Source organism: Bacillus sp. AFS040349, assembly GCF_002577655.1.
Lineage (GTDB): Bacteria > Bacillota > Bacilli > Bacillales > Bacillaceae > Metabacillus.
Genome location: NZ_NUMC01000001.1, coordinates 1 through 18,162 on the forward strand (window position 1 = coordinate 1; position 18,162 = coordinate 18,162).

An 18,162-nucleotide genomic window follows, 5' to 3' on the forward strand; every position below is an offset into this window, starting at 1 on the left:
TTAATATTGACAAAAACAATCCCCATTTTGCCATAGCTCGTTCATTAATTCTTCCCGAGAAATAATGTTTCCTTTATTAAGCATTAGTAGGCGGAGTATTCCTAGCTCATTTTTCGTTAGCTCCACTTCCCTGTCACTACAGATAGCTTTGCTCTTTAAAGCATCCAATGTTAAATCTTTGTATGTAAGTAAAACGCTTTGAGAAGATTCATTTGTTCTTTTTAAGACAGACTGAATATGTGCTAAAAGTATTTGCAAATCATAGGGTTTTGCAATAAAGTCATCTGCCCCAATATTTAGGCTTAATAGTTCGTCAACAGGGGTGTTTCTACTTGTCACCATAATGATAGGAATAGATGACGACATGCGGATTTCTCTACAAATTTGAAAACCGTCCTGGTAAGGAAGGTTTAGGTCTAAAAGGACCATATCTGGTGCCGAGTTTAATGTATGTTCTACAATATTTTTGAAATCAACACTGCTATTACACTCATAGCCATACTTTGAAAGAAACTCAGTGAGTTCATTTCGTATGGTAGGATCATCTTCTATAATGAAAATTTTCAAAATCAAACTTCCTCCTAGACCAATCTCGAAACCATTTCATGTACGAGAAAATTTGGGATTCCAATTAAGGAAATATATAGAACATTATAAATGGTATTGGTTAAAAATGTAATCATCTTAATCTTACAAAATGGTAATTTTCAGGTAAGGAAAATCGATAGTTACAACAAAAATTTGATGATAATCTAAGGATAAGTAAGGAGGAAAAAGAAATGAATCCAATATTAAAGGTTGAAAATATTGAAAAAGTATATGGAAATCGAGGTAATGTGACCCATGCCCTGAACGGCATATCTTTTGAGGTGAATAAAGGCGATTTCCTTGGGATCATGGGAGCAAGTGGAAGTGGTAAAAGCACTTTGCTTAATTGTATTTCAACCATCGATACGGTGACAGCAGGTCATGTTTATGTTGATGGTGAAAACATAACCGAATTAAAAGGGAATAAGTTATCCAAGTTTCGAAGAGAAAAGTTAGGATTTATTTTTCAGGATTATAACCTGCTTGACACTTTAACGGCTTATGAAAATATCTCATTGGCTTTATCTATTATAAATTCTCCAGTGAAGAAAATTGAATCTGAGATTGAACGAGTGGCCAATTCTTTAAATATCCAGGAAATACTGTATAAGTATCCTTACCAAATGTCTGGAGGACAGCAGCAAAGAATCGCAGCTGCTAGAGCCATTGTGACAAGACCCTCATTATTATTGGCGGACGAACCAACAGGTGCTCTTGATAGTAAATCAGCAAAAATGTTATTGAAAAGTCTGGAAACCTTGAACATAGAAGAAGAAGCGACCATTTTAATGGTCACTCATGATGCTTACAATGCTAGCTTTTGCAAAAGAATTATCTTCATTAAGGATGGAAAGATTTTCAATGAGTTAGTAAGAGGAAGCGATGATCGTAAAACTTTCTTTAATCGAATCATGGAGGTTGTCACGGTGCTCGGAGGAGATGTAAATGATGAGTTTTAAGCTGATCGTTAAGAATGTAGGAAGAAGTATAAAAGATTATTCTATCTATTTCCTTACACTTGCATTAGGAGTTAGCTTATTTTATGCCTTTAATTCGATCTCTTCTCAACCAGATTTGGATGAATTGAATTATGCGATGGAACTCTTTGAAGATGCCCTGGTCACATATTTAGGAATATTATCGAAATTTATCGCAGTTATTCTCGCCTTTCTCGTTATTTATGCCAATCAATTCATTATGAAGAGGAGAAAAAAAGAGCTCGGCGTCTATATGTCATTAGGAATGAATAAATGGAAAATATCATCCATTTTTGTAGGAGAGACTTTTCTTGTCGGGTTATTTGCTTTGTTTGTTGGACTTGGATTAGGTTTTCTGTTGTCACAGGGAATATCCATGCTTGCATTAAAGTTGTTTGTTGGTAACGCTAGTGGATTTCAACTGATGTTCTCAACTGGGGCAATGAAAGAAACGATCCTAAGTTTTGCGATTATCTTTGTCATCGTTATGCTTTTTAATACTCGCACGATCATGAATATTAAGCTTATTGATCTATTAACCGCCAATCGCAAAAATCAAGAATTAAAAACACATAATAAATGGGTTGCCACTCTTTTATTCCTGTTATCGATCGCTTCTCTTATTATAGGAATTACCTGCCTATTAAAATATGGGTTAAATAAGGATTACTTAGCGTGGATAGTAGGGCTTCTCGCAGTTGGTATCATTCTATTTTATTATTCTGTATCTAGCGTCATGATCGTACTAGCAAACAGAAATAAAAGAATTTACTTGAAGAATTTAAATGTATTTTCATTTCGTCAACTTACAAGTAAAATGCAAACGAATTTTCTCGTAATGGTTGTTCTGTGTGGATTGCTTTTTGCTTCACTTGTTATCTTGGGAACAGGATTTAGCACAACAAGCTCCATGAATAAGCAGGCAACACAGTCTACACCATTTGACTTAACGATTATTGCACCTTTTGAAGGTAACGCGAGTCCTTTAGAAAAAGCAAAGAATGATGGCATACCACTTGAGGAAAATCTTGAAGATTATGCTGAAACTATTTTATACGAAACAGAACTAACCTACGGAGACTTATTTCAAGGACAGAAGCTAGATTTATCTGAAACAGAAAAAGAGATGGTAAAGTCCCATATAACCTTCATTTCTGAAACAGATTACAATAAACAGATGGAACTATCAGGGCAGAAACAAGTTCAATTAGACGATAATGAGTACATGATTAATGCAAATCATGAACGTACGGAAAAGAATATGAAGTATTACTTAGAACATGATGGAAAACTTACGCTTGGAAATAGGGATCTAAATCCATCCCAAAAGGCTGAGTTGAAAAATATCATCCTTTTAACCACATCGACTATGACAAATGATATGGGGACGATTGTTGTTCCAGACGATATCGTCCAAGAACTAACACCAAATAGCTATTTACTTAATGGGAAATTTACATCAAAAGAAGTCGAAGGCATGGTCTATGAAAAGATAAATAATAAATGGATTGAGCAGTCTTTAGACGGTAGTATTTTTTATATTACACATAGTGTCATCCACGACTCATATTTTGGAACATTTGGTGTAATTGCTTTTATCTGTAGTTATCTTGGTATTGTATTGATGATTGTTACCTTATCTGTACTTGCCCTTCAGCAATTAACCGAAACCCAAGATAATAAGGAACGTTATAAAACTCTAGCTAAAATTGGTGCTAATAAAAAAATGATTCATACATCACTTTTCAGACAAATTGGATTTTACTTTCTTGCACCTTTGGTTTTAGCTATTCTGTTATCAATCTTCGCAACTAGGGTTGTGCTAGATAAACTTGAACCATTTTTCGAAATATCCATTAGTCAAAACATGATGATCAGCTTTGGCATTATTCTTCTACTCTACGTGATCTATTTTTTTGCAACCTATCAAAGTGCAAAACAGATTATTGTTGAAGATAAAATTAAATAAATGAGGAGGAACATAACATGAAGGATTTTTTAATGGAACAGGGATTGTCAGAAGGTGTAGTTGAAACAATTAAATGGTGGATACCCTATTTAGGATTTTTTGTAGGGGCTATAGCTGTCGTTATTATTATTAGCTTTATTCGAAAAAAGGCGAAATGAAAAAAAGGGGACAGGTTCCATGTCCCAAGTTCCTTGTTGAACAGATGAATGCTATTTTAGAGGAGGAAAACCACAAGCGGGTGGTTTATAATTACCACTTTTGGTATAGATGTTTTAAGGAGAAGTGTTATTTTGCACTTCTCCTTTTTAATTGTGTTTTAGAAAAACACATTAAAAAATGTATCAACAGCTAAGTTCGCTTATAATAATACTTAAGAAAAGAGAGGGGTCATCATATGGCAACATCAATCATGAACAAAACCAACACTAATGAGTATTCTAATGAACTAGATTCTTATATAAAAATTATATCTATCATCTCCAAAATGCTGCCCAATATTGCAATGGGAATAAGTAATACCGAAGAATGGCTCGCGTATTATCCAAGTCCCAAAATTGATCTAGGAGCGAGGAAAGGAACCAAAATTAATCCTCGTGAACCGCTCGCAGAATGTATTAGAACTAATAAATCTATTAAAGAAGAGGTACCAGCTGAGTTCTTTGGTTTTTCTTTTACAGGACTAGCTCACCCTATTGTTCATCGAGGGAAAGTCATAGGGGCTATTGCCATTCAACTGCAAGAGCATAATGAAAGAGAATTAAGGAAGATTTCGGATCAAATCGTATCATCCGTTGTTTCAACTAACGAGAGAATTGAAACAGTAGAAAAGGGAGCAGAAGGGTTATCAAATATTAGCCATCAACTGTTAAACCAATCTAAACTAGCATCTGAAGAAATGAAAAAAACAGACGATGTCATCACGTTTATTAAGAAAATAGCAGATCAATGTAATCTATTAGGCTTAAACGCCTCAATTGAAGCAGCTCGTGCTGGAGAGATGGGAAAAGGATTTGACGTAGTCGCTAAAGAAATTAGAAAGCTATCAAATGAAACTAGTTCATCTGCTGAGAAGATCCGAGAGACGATAAAAGATATTCAGAAATCTATGCACGATATGGCCTCATCTATAGAAAAGGTAGTAGCGGTCGGGAAAGAACAGGAAATCTCAACAGAAGAAATCTCAAAATATATCGATGATATCGAAAAAATGAGTAAAGAATTAAATATCTATGCCTCGAAACTTTAAAACGGGACAGCGGGTCGGGTTCCTTGTCACAATTAGTGAAGTGGTTATTGGATAACAATTTACTTGATAAATCAACATATATCTATATCATTCATAGATACTTCTGAATACATTACTAAGGAACAACATCTTCAATGTTCATCGTAGTAAGTCTCCTCGGAAAAGAGACTTGTTACAAACTTTTTCCCCTTTAAGGCTATTACCTGATCGCTGGGTAATAGCTTTTTAATGTATCTCTAGATATGCAAAGTAGACAACTATGATAATTCATCTTAGTTTTCACTAAAATTCATTTAAGACTCTTTCTTTTTCTAGCTGGGGAGGGAAAGGGGAGAATATTAGAGTGTGACTCCTCTATTAAAGAGTGTAGGAAGGGAAGAAGGAAGAAAGTAATTTTTTTGTGAATAAAGGAGAATGATAAATAGAAACAATAATGTTGGAAAGAAAGATCAGCAACCCCATTTGGACATTGAAGTTGCTGATCTTTTGCCTATTACCAATGCAAAAAAAAGACAGATAGATAATGTTAACTATTTATTAATTTTCTGTATCGCTTTTCAACACTTAATGGCGATCTATTTAGTTTTGAAGCTATCTCTCTATATTTTAAACCCTGCTGCTTCAAGTCAATAAGGGTTTTTAATTCGTTAAACGTCCAATGTCTATATGTTCTTTGATTTTCCACTATCATCACCTCAATAGTATTCTGAAATGGTAAATTATCATTTTAATAATTTACCTAACCTGTTGACTTGGTCTTATTTGAGGAGTTTAGCCCTGCATTATACCAAAATCACTCTGTAAATCTATATTCTATCAAACTTTCATTAGTAAATAGCCTTTTATTTTTATAACATGGATGAAGAAACAAATGTGATAGTTTACAATTTATTTACTTAATTTTTACAAAGTAAGAGACAGAGGGACAGGTTCCATGTCCCAAGTTCCTTGCTGATTTAAAGTAGCTCATTTGTAGAAAGACAAAGGGACAAGGTGCCTGTCCCTTGGGATTATTATCCACAAGTTGCGTGGATCGTTTGGTGCTATACTTAGCCTATGAATACTTAGGAGGTAGGAATTTGAGGAGATTTTTTGGGGTTTTAGTCTTATTTTTACTTATCCCTTTTATACAAACAAATGAAATAGCAGCGGCGGAAAATGCGCACGGACCTATTTATCTTGGATTTGAACCAGCAGATTCAGTGCTTGACCCCAATAGGCCCATTATTTATTTGATTAGAGAAGGTGGGGAAAAGGTTTATTCTATCAACTACAAAACAGGAGAAATGAAGACGGTCAACTTACCTTACCCAACTACAAAGTTAGAAATCTATCAAAATAAATTAGTATTAATTCAGCATAAAATGAGTCATGATCGGTTTAACTTTGGTTCTTATGTGGGTGCAATTGCAATAGTAGATACAGATACTTTCAAGCTTGATCGTGTATTTGATATTGAAGCAGATCCATTTGATATTGCAGTTGATAAAGATGGATATCTTTACGTTACACAAGGATCTGGGCAATGGGAGACAATTAAAGCATACTCACTTAAAGATGGCCAAGAAGTACCTAATGCTGAAGGGCTTGCTACGATTTATTACCAATCAACCATCTATTATAATGAAATGTATAATAAAATCTATACAATTACAGAGGAAGTAAGTCCTCGAGATACAACGGCACATGAAGTAAATAAAGGTACATTAATCTCTGGATATGACTCATCCTATCATGGTGATTACTTTTTAACAAATCAGTTAAAGATTACTCCAGATGGACTAAGAATGTATAACAATAGCGGAATTGTTTTTTTGTTAGCTTCTCTACGATATGGAGACATGGAATTTCACTATGACTTAGGAAAAAAGTACAATGATTATGCATTTAACATAAAAGATTCTCGTATATATGCTGCAAATGTTGATGGTGGTATTGATGTTTATTCGTATAAAAATCATGATTTTTTATATTCCATCAAATCAAGTGCTATAACAAAAAAGCTACACTATAGAGATGGCCTTATCTCAATCTATTTAGAGAATAATAGATATTACCTTGATTATTCCCCTATTTTTGGAGACCAAAAAGCTTCTATCGTTTTTGAAGGGGATTATTTAAATTCTATTAATCATAAACATCCAATGGCTAGACTCAATATTAAACAAGAAGTTCCACTTTTAAGAAAAGAAGCGAACGGTTCTTATACTGTTTTTAAACAACTGAAAAAGGGAGAAAACTATCGTACATTTGCTGTAGAAGGAAACTACTACCATCTCGGCGGTGGTTATTATGTGAAACATGAAAATAACAAAATGGGTCTAATGATTGGGCGTTTAGTTATACGTAAAGAAACAACCCTCTATTCTCCTAATGGAAAGCCTTATCGTTCAGTAAAAACAAACGAATTAATTCGAGTGTATAGCTATGATAAAAATAAATTTGACGTCGGCGGTGGCTACTATATCAAAAATGACCGCAACGTAGAATTCTATGTAGGTTTCGTAACGATGCTACAAGACACAAAACTATACTCACCATCAGGAGAAATCCATAAAACCCTAAAAAAGGGTGAATCCTTCAGAGTCTACTCCATCGACGAAAATAAATTCAAAGTCGGTGGCGGCTACTACATTACCGACAACAAAAACCAGGTTTCGTATATGAAGAACTAGGGACAGGTTCCCTGTCCAAATAAAACATGATTGTAGAAAGCTCATGTGAGAGAAAATCTTGCATGAGCTTTTTTGTTTTTAAAATGGGACGAGGGACCGGACCCTCAGTCCCGGATGCTTAACGTTTCCTATTTTTATACTTAATTCTGTCAACTAACTCAACGTAAGAATGTAATAAAACCAAAGGCCAAAAAAAGATCGTTAAAATCGCCTTGCATTTAGTAATTCCTCTATATCTATAAAGCGAAAGCACTAATCCAATCATCATATAAACAATGAACTCCATCAACATGATGATACTCCTCCTTTTTAAGCAGTATATTCAATGTATGGTTAGTTTGTTATGAAATAATTTGGGTGAGAAGAGGGGAAGGGTTGTGAGAAAATGTCTTGATGCTGCCATAATCTAGACAAGCTTTAAGGCTGTATCTTTGTTCTGAGGATTCTCAACCAAATAAAACGGGTATAGAAAGAAAAAACAATGTGAGGGAATCCAATGAACAAAAAAAGAAAGATGATCATAATTGGTATGATCGTCATGATCCTAACATCCATCATGATTTATCACAGAATTAAACCCCTTCCACCCGGCATTTCCTATCAAGGTACAATACACACAATTCCCCAACAAGATGTGGAGTTTTTATATGACCTCACCTATCAACAAGAAGGAAAAGAAGTACATGATCACTCCATTTTCAACAGAGTTTTTAAAACAATTGAAGAAGCCGAGCATTTTCTAATACTTGATCTTTTCCTTGTGAATGGCTATACGGACAACAAACGACCATACCCAAAGCTTAGTGAAAAATTAATGGAATCTATCAAAAAACAAAAAGAGAAGCACCCTGACCTAAAAGTCATTTTTATTACCGATGAAATTAATACAACATATGGCTCACATAAAGCGCAGCAAATTGATCCACTAAGGAACAATGGGGTTGAGGTAGTATATACAGACTTAGATCAATTACGTGATCCTAATCTGATTTATTCTAGTATTTGGAGAGCGACACTTAAATGGTTTGGACAAGCTGGATCTGGCTGGCTTCCCAATCCAATGGAAAGCTCCGCACCAAATGTAACTGCTCGTTCTTATTTGAAATTATTGAACGTCAAAGCAAACCATAGGAAAGTGGTCATCTCAGAAGATGCCGGGTTCATTCTATCTGCCAATCCTCATGATGCTAGTGGATTTCATTCCAACATTGCCTTTAAAGTAAAAGGTGAAATCCTGAAGGAAATGGTAAAAGCAGAAAAAGCTATTGCTAAATTTTCGGGCGGTAATTTAAAGGCATTTCCTACAGAGGCAGAATTAGATAAGAATATACAGCCAACAACTTTAGATGAAGAATTAACAGTAAAGGCTCAGATTCTTACAGAAGGCAAGGTCCAGGATCATGTCGTTCAAGCCATTAAAAAGGCAAAAAAAGAAGATGAAATTTGGATCGGCATGTTTTACTTGGCAGATCGAGATATCATCACTAGCATAGAGGAGGCAGCTAGCCGTGGTGTAAAAGTAAACATCGTTCTAGATCCTAACCAAAATGCCTTTGGACAAGAAAAAATTGGATTGCCGAATCTACCTATTGCTGCAGAGTTACAGAATGTTAACTATGAAAATATTAAAGTCCGTTGGTACGCTACGAATAAAGAGCAATACCACACAAAGCTCATCTACATAAAGAGTCAACAAGAATCAATTGTGATAGGAGGCTCGACTAATTATACCTCTCGCAATCTTGATGACTATAACTTAGAAGAAAGTATAAAAATCAAGGCATCAACAAAAAGTGAATTAATAAAGGAAATTGATGATTATTTCAATCGGATTTGGAGCAATGAAGATGGCACTTACACGGTGGAGTATGAAAAATATCAGAACAGTTTATCGGTATTTAAATACATGATGTATATTGTGCAAAAGGTTTTTCAAATGACTACTTATTAGGGGAAGAAAGGTTGGTGGGGTGTACTACATGTCTTTTTTATATGAAAGAACAGGGATCTTCCTAAAGAAAGATCCCTGATTAAAGTATATTTAAGTTATATATGTGATAAGGTACCCATTCCTAGTATTTATAACTCTTAATAAGCCCCTGCAAATCCTCTGCCATAACGGAAAGTGATCGCGCAGAACTTGATATTTCCTCCATTGAAGCAAGTTGTTCCTCTGTTGTTGCTGCAACTTCTTCAGCTGTTGCGGCATTGCTTTTTGCAGAATCAGCAATTATGTTTGTTGATGCCTCAACTTCTTGGAGACTAGCGGACATTTGCTGTGCTGTTGAAGAAATAGATTCTATCTGTGGCGAGATATCTCTCATACTAGATAGAATATCCTTGAATTTTTGAATAGCTTCTTCTGATACAGAAAGTCCTTCTTGTACATCATCAGTAACTTTTACCATAATATTTACCGTGTTATCCGTGTCGTGCTGAATATCATTAATTAGGGTAGTAATTTGCTTTGCAGATTCTTGAGATTGCTCGGCTAGCTTTTTAACTTCTTCAGCAACGACGGCGAAGCCTTTTCCTGCATCTCCAGCTCTTGCTGCTTCTATCGACGCATTTAAAGCTAACAGATTTGTTTGCTCTGAAATCCCTTTTATGACTTCAAGAATCACACCAATTTCTTTTGAACGTTTTGATAGAGAGTGAATCCTTTCGTTTGATTCGTTTACAGATTGTGAAATAGATTTCATCTGACTAACAGTATTTGAAACAGACACTTCACCTTCCTCAGCTTTAGAGGTCGTGGCTTTTGTTAACTCTGTTACTGCAATTGTATTTGATGCAATCAATGAGGAACCCTTTGAAATTTCACTTAACGCCTCAACATTACGATCAATAGTAGTTGTTTGGCTTTCAGCACTGCTTGCTACCTCTATAATGGCAGAAGAAACTTGGTCTACGCCTTGACTAGTTTGCTCAGCACTAGCGGTTAATTGTTCAGAAGAAGAAGCTAACTGAGTAGAATTTTCTCCTAATTTAATTAAAAGATTGCGTAAACTAGTCTGCATATTACTAAAGGAAGCTGCTAATTGACCAATCTCATCTTTTGATGTTATCTCAATTGATTCCGTAAGGTCACCTTCGTCAATTTTCTTGGCCTTTTTCTGTAAATCGTTTAATCTCCTAGTGATAGAGGAAACAATAATAACGACTGCAATTCCACCTAAGATCACGGCAATACCCAAGACAATACTTGTGGTGATCAGAATTGGCTGTGCAGAATCACTGATTTCCTTCGTAAAGAATGTACCTGCTACTTTCCAGCCTGTTAATTTGTTCGTTTCGAAATGTAATTCTTTATCATCACCATTTAATACGTAGCTAAAACTACCTGATTCTTTTTTGTAAAGATTGCTATAATGTTCCTCTTTTGCTGGTTGGCCAGTTTCATTATTAGGATGAACAATGAAATTCTGCTTATCATCTAATAGAACAGCATAACCATTTACACCTATAACTAACTCTTGAACGGTTTCTTCCAGTTTGCTGATACTTAAATCAATTCCGACTACACCTGAACCATCACTAAGAAACTTTGTAATTGTTACAACCATTTCACCAGAGCTTGCATCTTTATAAGGGCTAGTAATCGCAACTTCCTGCTTGTTTTCTACTGCTTCTTGATACCAAGGACGGTCTCGTGGATCATAATCACTTGGTAAGTCTAGTTTAGGAGATGTGATCATTTTTCCATCAACTGTTCCAATATAGACAGCCTGTACCTCAGGATGAAGACCAATATATTGATTAAGCTTTTGAGCAACAACTGAATTTTCACTACCATCTCCATACATCTCTGATTTCAATTGTTCAGAGAAAAAGCTAGCATCGTGAATCTTAGGAGCGATCGTATTATTGATATTAGAATTTAAAAGGATAATATTTTCTTTTGCTGTTGCTAAAAGTTCCTCTCTAATTTCTTTTTTCGCACTGTTGTATGATAACAGACCTACAGTAAGCGAAGGAATAAGAAGAATAAGGGCAAAAGCTATAAGCAATTTGTGTTTGATTTTCATAAGCTGCTCCTTTTGTGTGAATTATATTAGTTTATATATCGGATACAATAAGGATATATAAAGGTGGAAAGTACTTTTTAAATTTAAAAAAGTCGATTATGACATAATATTCTAGTTTTTCTAGTTTTAAAGCGGGGGCCGTGGGTGGGACGAGGGGACAGGCACCACGGCCCACTCACGTTTTTAGATCCTATAATAGGAAGATGAAGAAGGGACATTTAAGAGAAGTCTTGCATGGGCTTTTTTTGCATACTAGAAAACTTGAATGATGTGTGGGGTTTGTCGGAAATTGTCTAATCGAAGATAAAAGCTAAATAACCGAAGATAAATTCTCAGAATCGAAGATAAAAGCTAAATAATCGAAGATAAATGTCTGTTTATCGTTGATAAAATGCCAAAAATCGAAGATAAACCTGTCTGCTTTATGCGGAGAACCCTTTTGATCGTCGTTTTCTTGCTAATTTTGCTGCTTTTTCGTTTTAAGAGTCACAAATTCAGGCTCTTAGTTCTAAATTAGCTTTGCAGCAGGAATAAATTCGGACCATAAGAGACGTGTGACTAGGGTTCCTCGTCCCACTCACATCTTTAGATCTATAAAAATGAAGAAAAAGCTTATATGAGAGAAATCTCGTGTGGGCTTTTTTGTTTTTATAGGTTCTTTAATCACCACCGTTCCGAGATGAGGGACAGAAAACCTGTCCCTCTGTCCCAATTTCAAGGACTGGGACAAGGTACCTGTCCCCTTGACAACGAGTGCACTTGCCGTGTAATCTATTAACAATGCACATATGGTTACCTTTGTGGTGGTAACCTAAAATATTTTAGGAAGCGGATACAATAAATAAACCAAAGAAGGAGGATTTCAATAGAATGAAAACAGCTTATATTAATGCCACATTCTTTTCTTTAGATCATGATAACCAAGTCTATGAAAATGGCATGATGATTACCGAAAATCAGCAAATTACCTATATAGGTAAACAGGAATTAGCTGATGTTGACCAAGTCGTTGACCTAAAAGGAAAATGGGTTCTGCCAGGCCTTGTTAATGCTCATTCACATATTTTAATGACGCTTTTGCGCGGTAGTGGCGATGATATGCTGCTAAAGCCGTGGTTGGAGACGAGAATATGGCCGCTTGAACAGCGGTATACGACTGAGATTGCTTCTGTCAGTGCTCAGCTTGGGATCCTAGAAATGCTAAAATCAGGAACGACAACATTCTCGGATATGTTTAACCCGAATGGAATTGATTCTGATGTGGTAATGGAATCCATAGTGAATACAGGGATTCGAGGAGCTTTTTCTCATACAATCTTTAGCATGGGCACCCACGAAGATCAAAAAAGCAATTTAGTAGAAGCCGAGCGTTTTGCAAAGGCTTATAAAACTGTCGCAGATGGACGGTTTACGACAATGGTTTCACCGCACAGTCCTTATTCGTGTACAACAGATGCTCTATCAGAAAGCCTTAGGATTGCCACAGAAAACGAGTTAATGATCCACATTCATGTATCTGAAACAGACTACGAAATTTTGGATATTGAAAAACGATACGGAGCCCGTCCAGTTGAGCATCTACGTGGATTGGGGATACTTAATCAGCCAACTGTAATGGCACATGGAGTGGTTCTTAATGATGAAGAAAGAGACATTTTAAAGAATTACGATGTAAGAGTTGCCCATAATCCAATAAGTAATTTGAAGCTAGGGTCAGGGGTTGCTGATATTGTTAGTCTTCTAGATAAAGATATCAAAGTGGGGATTGCGACTGATAGTGCGGCTTCCAACAACAACTTAGATATGTTTGAGGAAATGAGAGTTGCTGCTTTGCTGCAAAAAGGAATGTATAAAGACGCAACGAAGCTACCTGCTGAGAAAACATTAGCTTTAGCTACAAGAATCGGAGCAGAAGCGATTGGAATGAAGCATACAGGTTCCTTAGAAGTTGGAAAAAAAGCTGACTTTATCACGATCTATCCTTATGACAAAGCTCATTTACAACCAGTTAGTGAGGCATATTCGCATTTAGTATATGCGGCGAAGGGAAGCGATGTTTGTGATGTTTATATTGATGGCAAACAAGTCGTGAAAGAGGGAAGCTGCTTAACGATTGATGAGGAAAAAATAATAGCAGAAGCAAATCGTTTGAAAAGAGAAATTACTAGCTAACTTGGAGGGAGAAAGCAATGAAAAATAACGAAAGAATTCAAGAAACAAAGAAATATATCGAATCAAAAATTAAGTTTGCCCCAACAGTAGGACTAGTTTTAGGATCAGGACTTGGAGTACTGGCAGAGGAAATTGATAACGCAACTTATCTTAATTATGATGAAATCCCACATTTTCCTGTTTCAACAGTGTCAGGTCATCAAGGTCGTTTAGTTATCGGAGAATTGAAAGGGAAAAAAGTAATCGCCATGCAAGGACGTTTTCATTTTTATGAAGGCCATTCTCTTGATGCTGTTACATATCCAATTAAGATCATGAAAGCACTTGGTGTTACACAGCTTCTTGTGACAAATGCAGCTGGAGGAATTAACCCTAATTTTAAACCTGGTGATTTAATGATTATTAACGATCACATAAATATGACGTCTCAAAATCCGTTAATTGGTCCAAATGAAGATGGCGTAAGATTCCCGGATATGTCTGAGGCCTATTCAAAAGGATTAAGACAATTAGCAAAAGCTGTTGCGGAAAGAACAAATATAAAGCTGGTAGAAGGTGTTTACGCTGGTATGCTTGGACCTAGTTATGAAACACCAGCTGAGATCAAACTTTTAAGTGTTTTAGGTGCAGATGCGGTAGGAATGTCAACTGTTCCAGAGGTAATCGTGGCTAGACACGCGGAGCTAGAGGTACTTGGTATTTCATGTATAAGTAATATGGCTGCTGGAATTTCTGAGGTTTCTTTAACACATGAAGAGGTCATGGAAACGACCGAGAACATTAAAGCTCAATTTTTATTGTTAGTAAAAGAAATTGTCAGCGAGCTGTAGACGGAGGAATGAATGATGCTACAACGATTAAATCAACACTTTCAGCTTGCAGAAAATAAGACCACCTTTAAAACGGAGGTTATGGCAGGTTTTACTTCATTTTTCACATGTGCCTACATCATATTGGCGAATCCTTTAATACTAAAAGATGCCGGAATTCCTTTAGGTGCTTCGGTCATTGCAACGATTGTTGCCTCCGTTATAGGATGTCTACTAATGGCTTTATGGGTGAATGCACCGATTATTATGATTCCTGGTATGGGAGTTAATGCCTTTTTTAGCTATACAATGGTTCAATCTTTAGGGCTTTCCGTTCAACAAGGGATGTTAGTGATTGTCCTGTCAGGATTATTTTTCTTTCTTGTTAGCATGTCTTCGTATGGACATAAAATACTAGAATCGGTTCCGACTTCTTTAAAGCATGGAATTACTGTTGGAATAGGACTATTTCTTACTTTTATAGGATTACAAAAAGGCGGAATCATTCAATCTAGTGAAACAACTATGTTGGCACTTGGGCAGTTGAATAGTCCAGTGACAGTCTCGACAATTGTTGGGATTATCATCACTTTAATTCTATTTGTTCGGAATGTAAAAGGTAGTTTATTAATTGGAATTGTTGTGACGAGTGTGATGACAATTGCTTTTAGTGAAGGACATCACAGCAGTATAGTAGATTTCCAAAATAATAACAATTGGTTTCAATTAGGCGAATTAAATATCTGGCAAATCCCATTATGGATTGCTGTTTTTTCCATGACGATGATTGTTTTATTTGAAAATATAGGGCTGCTTAGCGGAATGCTGCCTGATATGAAAAAATTCCCTCGAGCTTACAAAGCGGTTGCGATTTCAACGATTGCTTCAGGAGTAGTTGGGACAAGTCCAACAATCGCTTCTGCTGAGAGTGCGGCAGGAATTTCGGAAGGTGGAAGAACGGGGATACCTGCTTTTGTGGCGGCAGTTTTATTTGGCTTATCGATCTTTGCTATGCCTTTGATTCAGCTAATTCCTGGAAATGCCGTTGCACCTGTGTTGATTTTAATAGGGGCGCTTATGATGTCATCAGTGAAAGACATTCCGTTTCATGATCTTTCAGAGGGATTTCCTGCGTTTTTAATTATCATTTGTATCCCTATGACATCAAGTATTGCCGATGGATTGGCGTTCGGCTTTATTGTGTATCCGATTGTGAAAATAGCTATTGGTAAATGGAAGCAGGTTTCACCTCTGATTTATGTGATTTCAACTCTGTTTCTGTTGAATGTTGTTGCTTCGGCTTTACTTTTGCATTAGGAATTAGAAAAAACCACTCTATAGTGGTTTTTTCTAATTAATATCTTAATTTCATTAGGGTACTTTTTATATCAGGATCACTCATTAACAAATCATAATGCTTTTCATTAATTTTTGCTAAGGCAAGATCATGGTAGAAGAACTCTGTAAAAATCTTAATAAATGGCTTGGACATTGTTTTTAAGGCTTGCCAGGCATTCTCTTCCATACCAGCAAAAATAACTTCTTTTTCATCTACAATAATTAAGCGAAAATGTTCAAGTGACTGGTGTTCTGATGCTGGAATAAGGGCATGAATATTTGATAGAGGCGTGTCAATGCTGCCGACTACTAATACCTCAACATCCAGTCCTTGTTTTTCCTTTTCAATTAAAAGTGGTAAATACTCTTCAAGATCTTCATTCCAAGTTGAAATTCGAATAGAGTTCTTAGCATCTTGAACAAGTTGTTTACTTTGTGCCCGAATGGAAGTATCAACCTTCAAACTCCAAACATGTTCATCATAATATGACTTTTTTTGAAAATTGATATTTTCTAGTTGTTTTAAATCTTTTTGAAATTCTGTATTTAATTTTTCGATTGCAAGTGATAATGGCAACGCGGTATAATACTTTTTGTTTTCTGAAACAGAATCTAGTATCATTCCTTTTTCAATCATACGTGAGATCACTTCATAGACCTTTGATTTTGGAACACCTGAATATTTGACAATGTTAGTAGCATCCATTGGCTCCTCACTAGATACTAGAACTTCATAAACACTACTTTCATATTGTGAAAAACCAAACTTCTGTAACATAAATCCTCCTATAACTAACCACATTTTCGTACATACTATCTACTAAATATAATAATTTATATGGAGGTATTATGCCACTGGGTATCTGGTAATCGACAAAATTCGACTTCTCCCACCAAAACTAGTTTGACAAACAATACTTTAATAATGTATGCTGTGTATGCGGTTACTAATCTAGTGGTAACTTAACATAATTTATAGAGGTAGGACATCTGACGTATTGTGAAATGAAAGGGATTACAGTTTTATTTAATTTAAAATATGGGGGGATCCATAATGAATTTTCTTTGGGGAATTATGGGCATTGTTTTTATTTTAGGAATAGCATTTTTATTCTCAAACAATAAGAAAGCGATTAATTATCGTACAGTCTTAGGTGGACTTGCCATTCAAATATTATTTGCTTTTATTGTTTTAAAATGGGAGCTTGGACAAAAAGCGCTTAACTGGTTATCTACGAAGATACAAGATATTACGAGCTACACAAATGAAGGTGTAACATTCTTATTTGGTGGTTTAATAGGAAATGAAGGGATCGGATTTATTTTTGCCTTTCAAGTTTTGACAGTTATCATTTTCTTTTCTTCGCTAATTTCAGTTCTTTACTATGTTGGCATTATGCAGTGGGTTGTTAAGATCATTGGTGGTGGACTTTCAAAGCTATTAGGAACTAGTAAATCAGAATCAATGTCAGCGGCAGCGAATATTTTTGTTGGACAAACAGAAGCACCATTAGTTATTCGTCCGTATATTGCAAAAATGACACAATCTGAGCTTTTTGCCGTTATGACAGGTGGTCTTGCATCTGTTGCAGGTTCTGTTTTAATTGGATATTCACTAATGGGTGTACCACTTGAATATCTGTTAGCAGCAAGTTTTATGGCAGCACCTGCAGGCTTAATCATGGCAAAAATCATGATTCCTGAAACAAAAAATGCAGTAGAAGCACAAACTGCGGCAACAGCTGAATCAGCTCTATCTGAAGAAATTGATGATAAAGAGGACGAACCAGCAAATGTTATTGATGCTGCAGCTCGCGGAGCATCTGACGGATTAGGACTAGCTCTAAATGTTGGTGCGATGTTACTTGCATTTATTGCGTTAATTGCATTAGTTAACGGAATGTTAGGTGGAGTAGGTGGCTGGTTCGGATTTGAATCACTTTCTCTAGAAATGATATTAGGCTGGGTTTTTGCTCCAATTGCATTTATGATTGGTGTACCTTGGGCAGAGGCACTTCAAGCTGGTAGCTTTATTGGACAAAAAATTGTCTTAAATGAATTTGTAGCATATGCTGCATTCACACCTGAAATGGCTAATTTATCAGATAAAACAAACATTGTTATTAGCTTTGCTTTATGTGGATTTGCAAACTTCGGATCACTTGCAATTCTTCTAGGTGGCTTAGGTGGTCTTGCCCCAAGCAGACGTCCAGACATTGCTAAACTAGGCGTGCGCTGTGTTATCGCCGGAGCATTGGCATCACTTTTAAGTGCTGCGATCGCTGGGATGTTGTTTTAATTGAATCAAATAAATGAAAAATCCCACAGTACTCAATAGAGATTGTGGGATTTTGTTGTAA

General features: G+C 35.9%; 15 protein-coding genes. 11 read left to right on the forward strand and 4 right to left on the reverse strand.

What is annotated here, in order from left to right; all coding sequences use genetic code 11:
- Nucleotides 1-567, reverse strand: a complete 567-nt coding sequence (locus COD11_RS00005; RefSeq protein WP_098794720.1) for a response regulator transcription factor — start codon at nucleotides 565-567, stop codon at nucleotides 1-3.
- A 212-nt stretch (nucleotides 568-779) separates the two neighbouring features.
- On the opposite strand from COD11_RS00005, the gene COD11_RS00010 reads away from it, so the two are divergent.
- The 6 genes from COD11_RS00010 to COD11_RS00030 all read left to right on the forward strand — a co-directional run bounded on the left by COD11_RS00010 (nucleotide 780) and on the right by COD11_RS00030 (nucleotide 7,455).
- Complete coding sequence (locus COD11_RS00010; RefSeq protein ID WP_098794721.1) at nucleotides 780-1,547, forward strand: ABC transporter ATP-binding protein; 768 nt, start codon at nucleotides 780-782, stop codon at nucleotides 1,545-1,547.
- Entirely contained in the window at nucleotides 1,534-3,534 is a 2,001-nt protein-coding gene (locus COD11_RS00015; RefSeq protein ID WP_098794722.1) for an FtsX-like permease family protein, read from the forward strand. The genes COD11_RS00010 and COD11_RS00015 overlap by 14 nt, the downstream gene beginning before the upstream one ends.
- 17 nt (nucleotides 3,535-3,551) lie before the next feature.
- Complete coding sequence (locus COD11_RS26590; RefSeq protein WP_176550922.1) at nucleotides 3,552-3,692, forward strand: hypothetical protein; 141 nt, start codon at nucleotides 3,552-3,554, stop codon at nucleotides 3,690-3,692.
- A gap of 236 nt (nucleotides 3,693-3,928) precedes the next feature.
- Nucleotides 3,929-4,780 carry a methyl-accepting chemotaxis protein gene (locus tag COD11_RS00020; RefSeq protein WP_098794723.1) on the forward strand — a complete coding sequence of 284 codons (852 nt, stop codon included), beginning with the start codon at nucleotides 3,929-3,931 and terminating at the stop codon, nucleotides 4,778-4,780.
- Nucleotides 4,781-5,194: 414 nt separating this feature from the next.
- Entirely contained in the window at nucleotides 5,195-5,413 is a 219-nt protein-coding gene (locus tag COD11_RS27305; protein ID WP_098794724.1) for a hypothetical protein, read from the forward strand.
- A gap of 446 nt (nucleotides 5,414-5,859) precedes the next feature.
- Nucleotides 5,860-7,455, forward strand: a complete 1,596-nt coding sequence (locus COD11_RS00030) for a YncE family protein (protein WP_098794725.1) — start codon at nucleotides 5,860-5,862, stop codon at nucleotides 7,453-7,455.
- A gap of 118 nt (nucleotides 7,456-7,573) precedes the next feature.
- Here COD11_RS00030 and COD11_RS26595 read toward each other — a convergent pair whose 3' ends face one another.
- Nucleotides 7,574-7,747, reverse strand: a complete 174-nt coding sequence (locus tag COD11_RS26595; protein ID WP_176550924.1) for a hypothetical protein — start codon at nucleotides 7,745-7,747, stop codon at nucleotides 7,574-7,576.
- Between the two features lie 204 nt (nucleotides 7,748-7,951).
- Between COD11_RS26595 and COD11_RS00035 the strand changes: the two genes are divergently transcribed.
- Nucleotides 7,952-9,406: a phospholipase D family protein gene (locus COD11_RS00035; protein ID WP_098794726.1), complete on the forward strand. Its 1,455-nt coding sequence runs from the start codon at nucleotides 7,952-7,954 to the stop codon at nucleotides 9,404-9,406.
- A gap of 121 nt (nucleotides 9,407-9,527) precedes the next feature.
- Here COD11_RS00035 and COD11_RS00040 read toward each other — a convergent pair whose 3' ends face one another.
- The gene (locus COD11_RS00040; protein WP_098794727.1) at nucleotides 9,528-11,483 is read right to left on the reverse strand and encodes a methyl-accepting chemotaxis protein; all 1,956 of its coding nucleotides are present in this window, start codon (nucleotides 11,481-11,483) and stop codon (nucleotides 9,528-9,530) included.
- Between the two features lie 870 nt (nucleotides 11,484-12,353).
- Between COD11_RS00040 and COD11_RS00045 the strand changes: the two genes are divergently transcribed.
- The 3 genes from COD11_RS00045 to COD11_RS00055 are packed head-to-tail and all read left to right on the forward strand — an operon-like array spanning nucleotide 12,354 to nucleotide 15,781.
- The gene (locus tag COD11_RS00045) at nucleotides 12,354-13,655 is read left to right on the forward strand and encodes an amidohydrolase family protein (RefSeq protein WP_098794728.1); all 1,302 of its coding nucleotides are present in this window, start codon (nucleotides 12,354-12,356) and stop codon (nucleotides 13,653-13,655) included.
- Between the two features lie 17 nt (nucleotides 13,656-13,672).
- Nucleotides 13,673-14,485, forward strand: coding sequence for a purine-nucleoside phosphorylase (locus COD11_RS00050; RefSeq protein WP_098794729.1), 813 nt, complete (start codon nucleotides 13,673-13,675; stop codon nucleotides 14,483-14,485).
- 15 nt (nucleotides 14,486-14,500) lie between these two features.
- On the forward strand, nucleotides 14,501-15,781 hold the full coding sequence (locus tag COD11_RS00055) for an NCS2 family permease (protein ID WP_098794730.1): 1,281 nt from the start codon (nucleotides 14,501-14,503) through the stop codon (nucleotides 15,779-15,781).
- Between the two features lie 37 nt (nucleotides 15,782-15,818).
- Here the strand turns inward: COD11_RS00055 and COD11_RS00060 are convergent, their stop codons facing one another.
- Nucleotides 15,819-16,580, reverse strand: a complete 762-nt coding sequence (locus COD11_RS00060; RefSeq protein ID WP_098794731.1) for a TrmB family transcriptional regulator — start codon at nucleotides 16,578-16,580, stop codon at nucleotides 15,819-15,821.
- Between the two features lie 276 nt (nucleotides 16,581-16,856).
- Here COD11_RS00060 and COD11_RS00065 point away from each other — a divergent pair, with 276 nt between their 5' ends.
- Nucleotides 16,857-18,101, forward strand: a complete 1,245-nt coding sequence (locus tag COD11_RS00065; protein ID WP_098794732.1) for a NupC/NupG family nucleoside CNT transporter — start codon at nucleotides 16,857-16,859, stop codon at nucleotides 18,099-18,101.
- The last annotated feature ends 61 nt before the right edge of the window (nucleotides 18,102-18,162 follow it).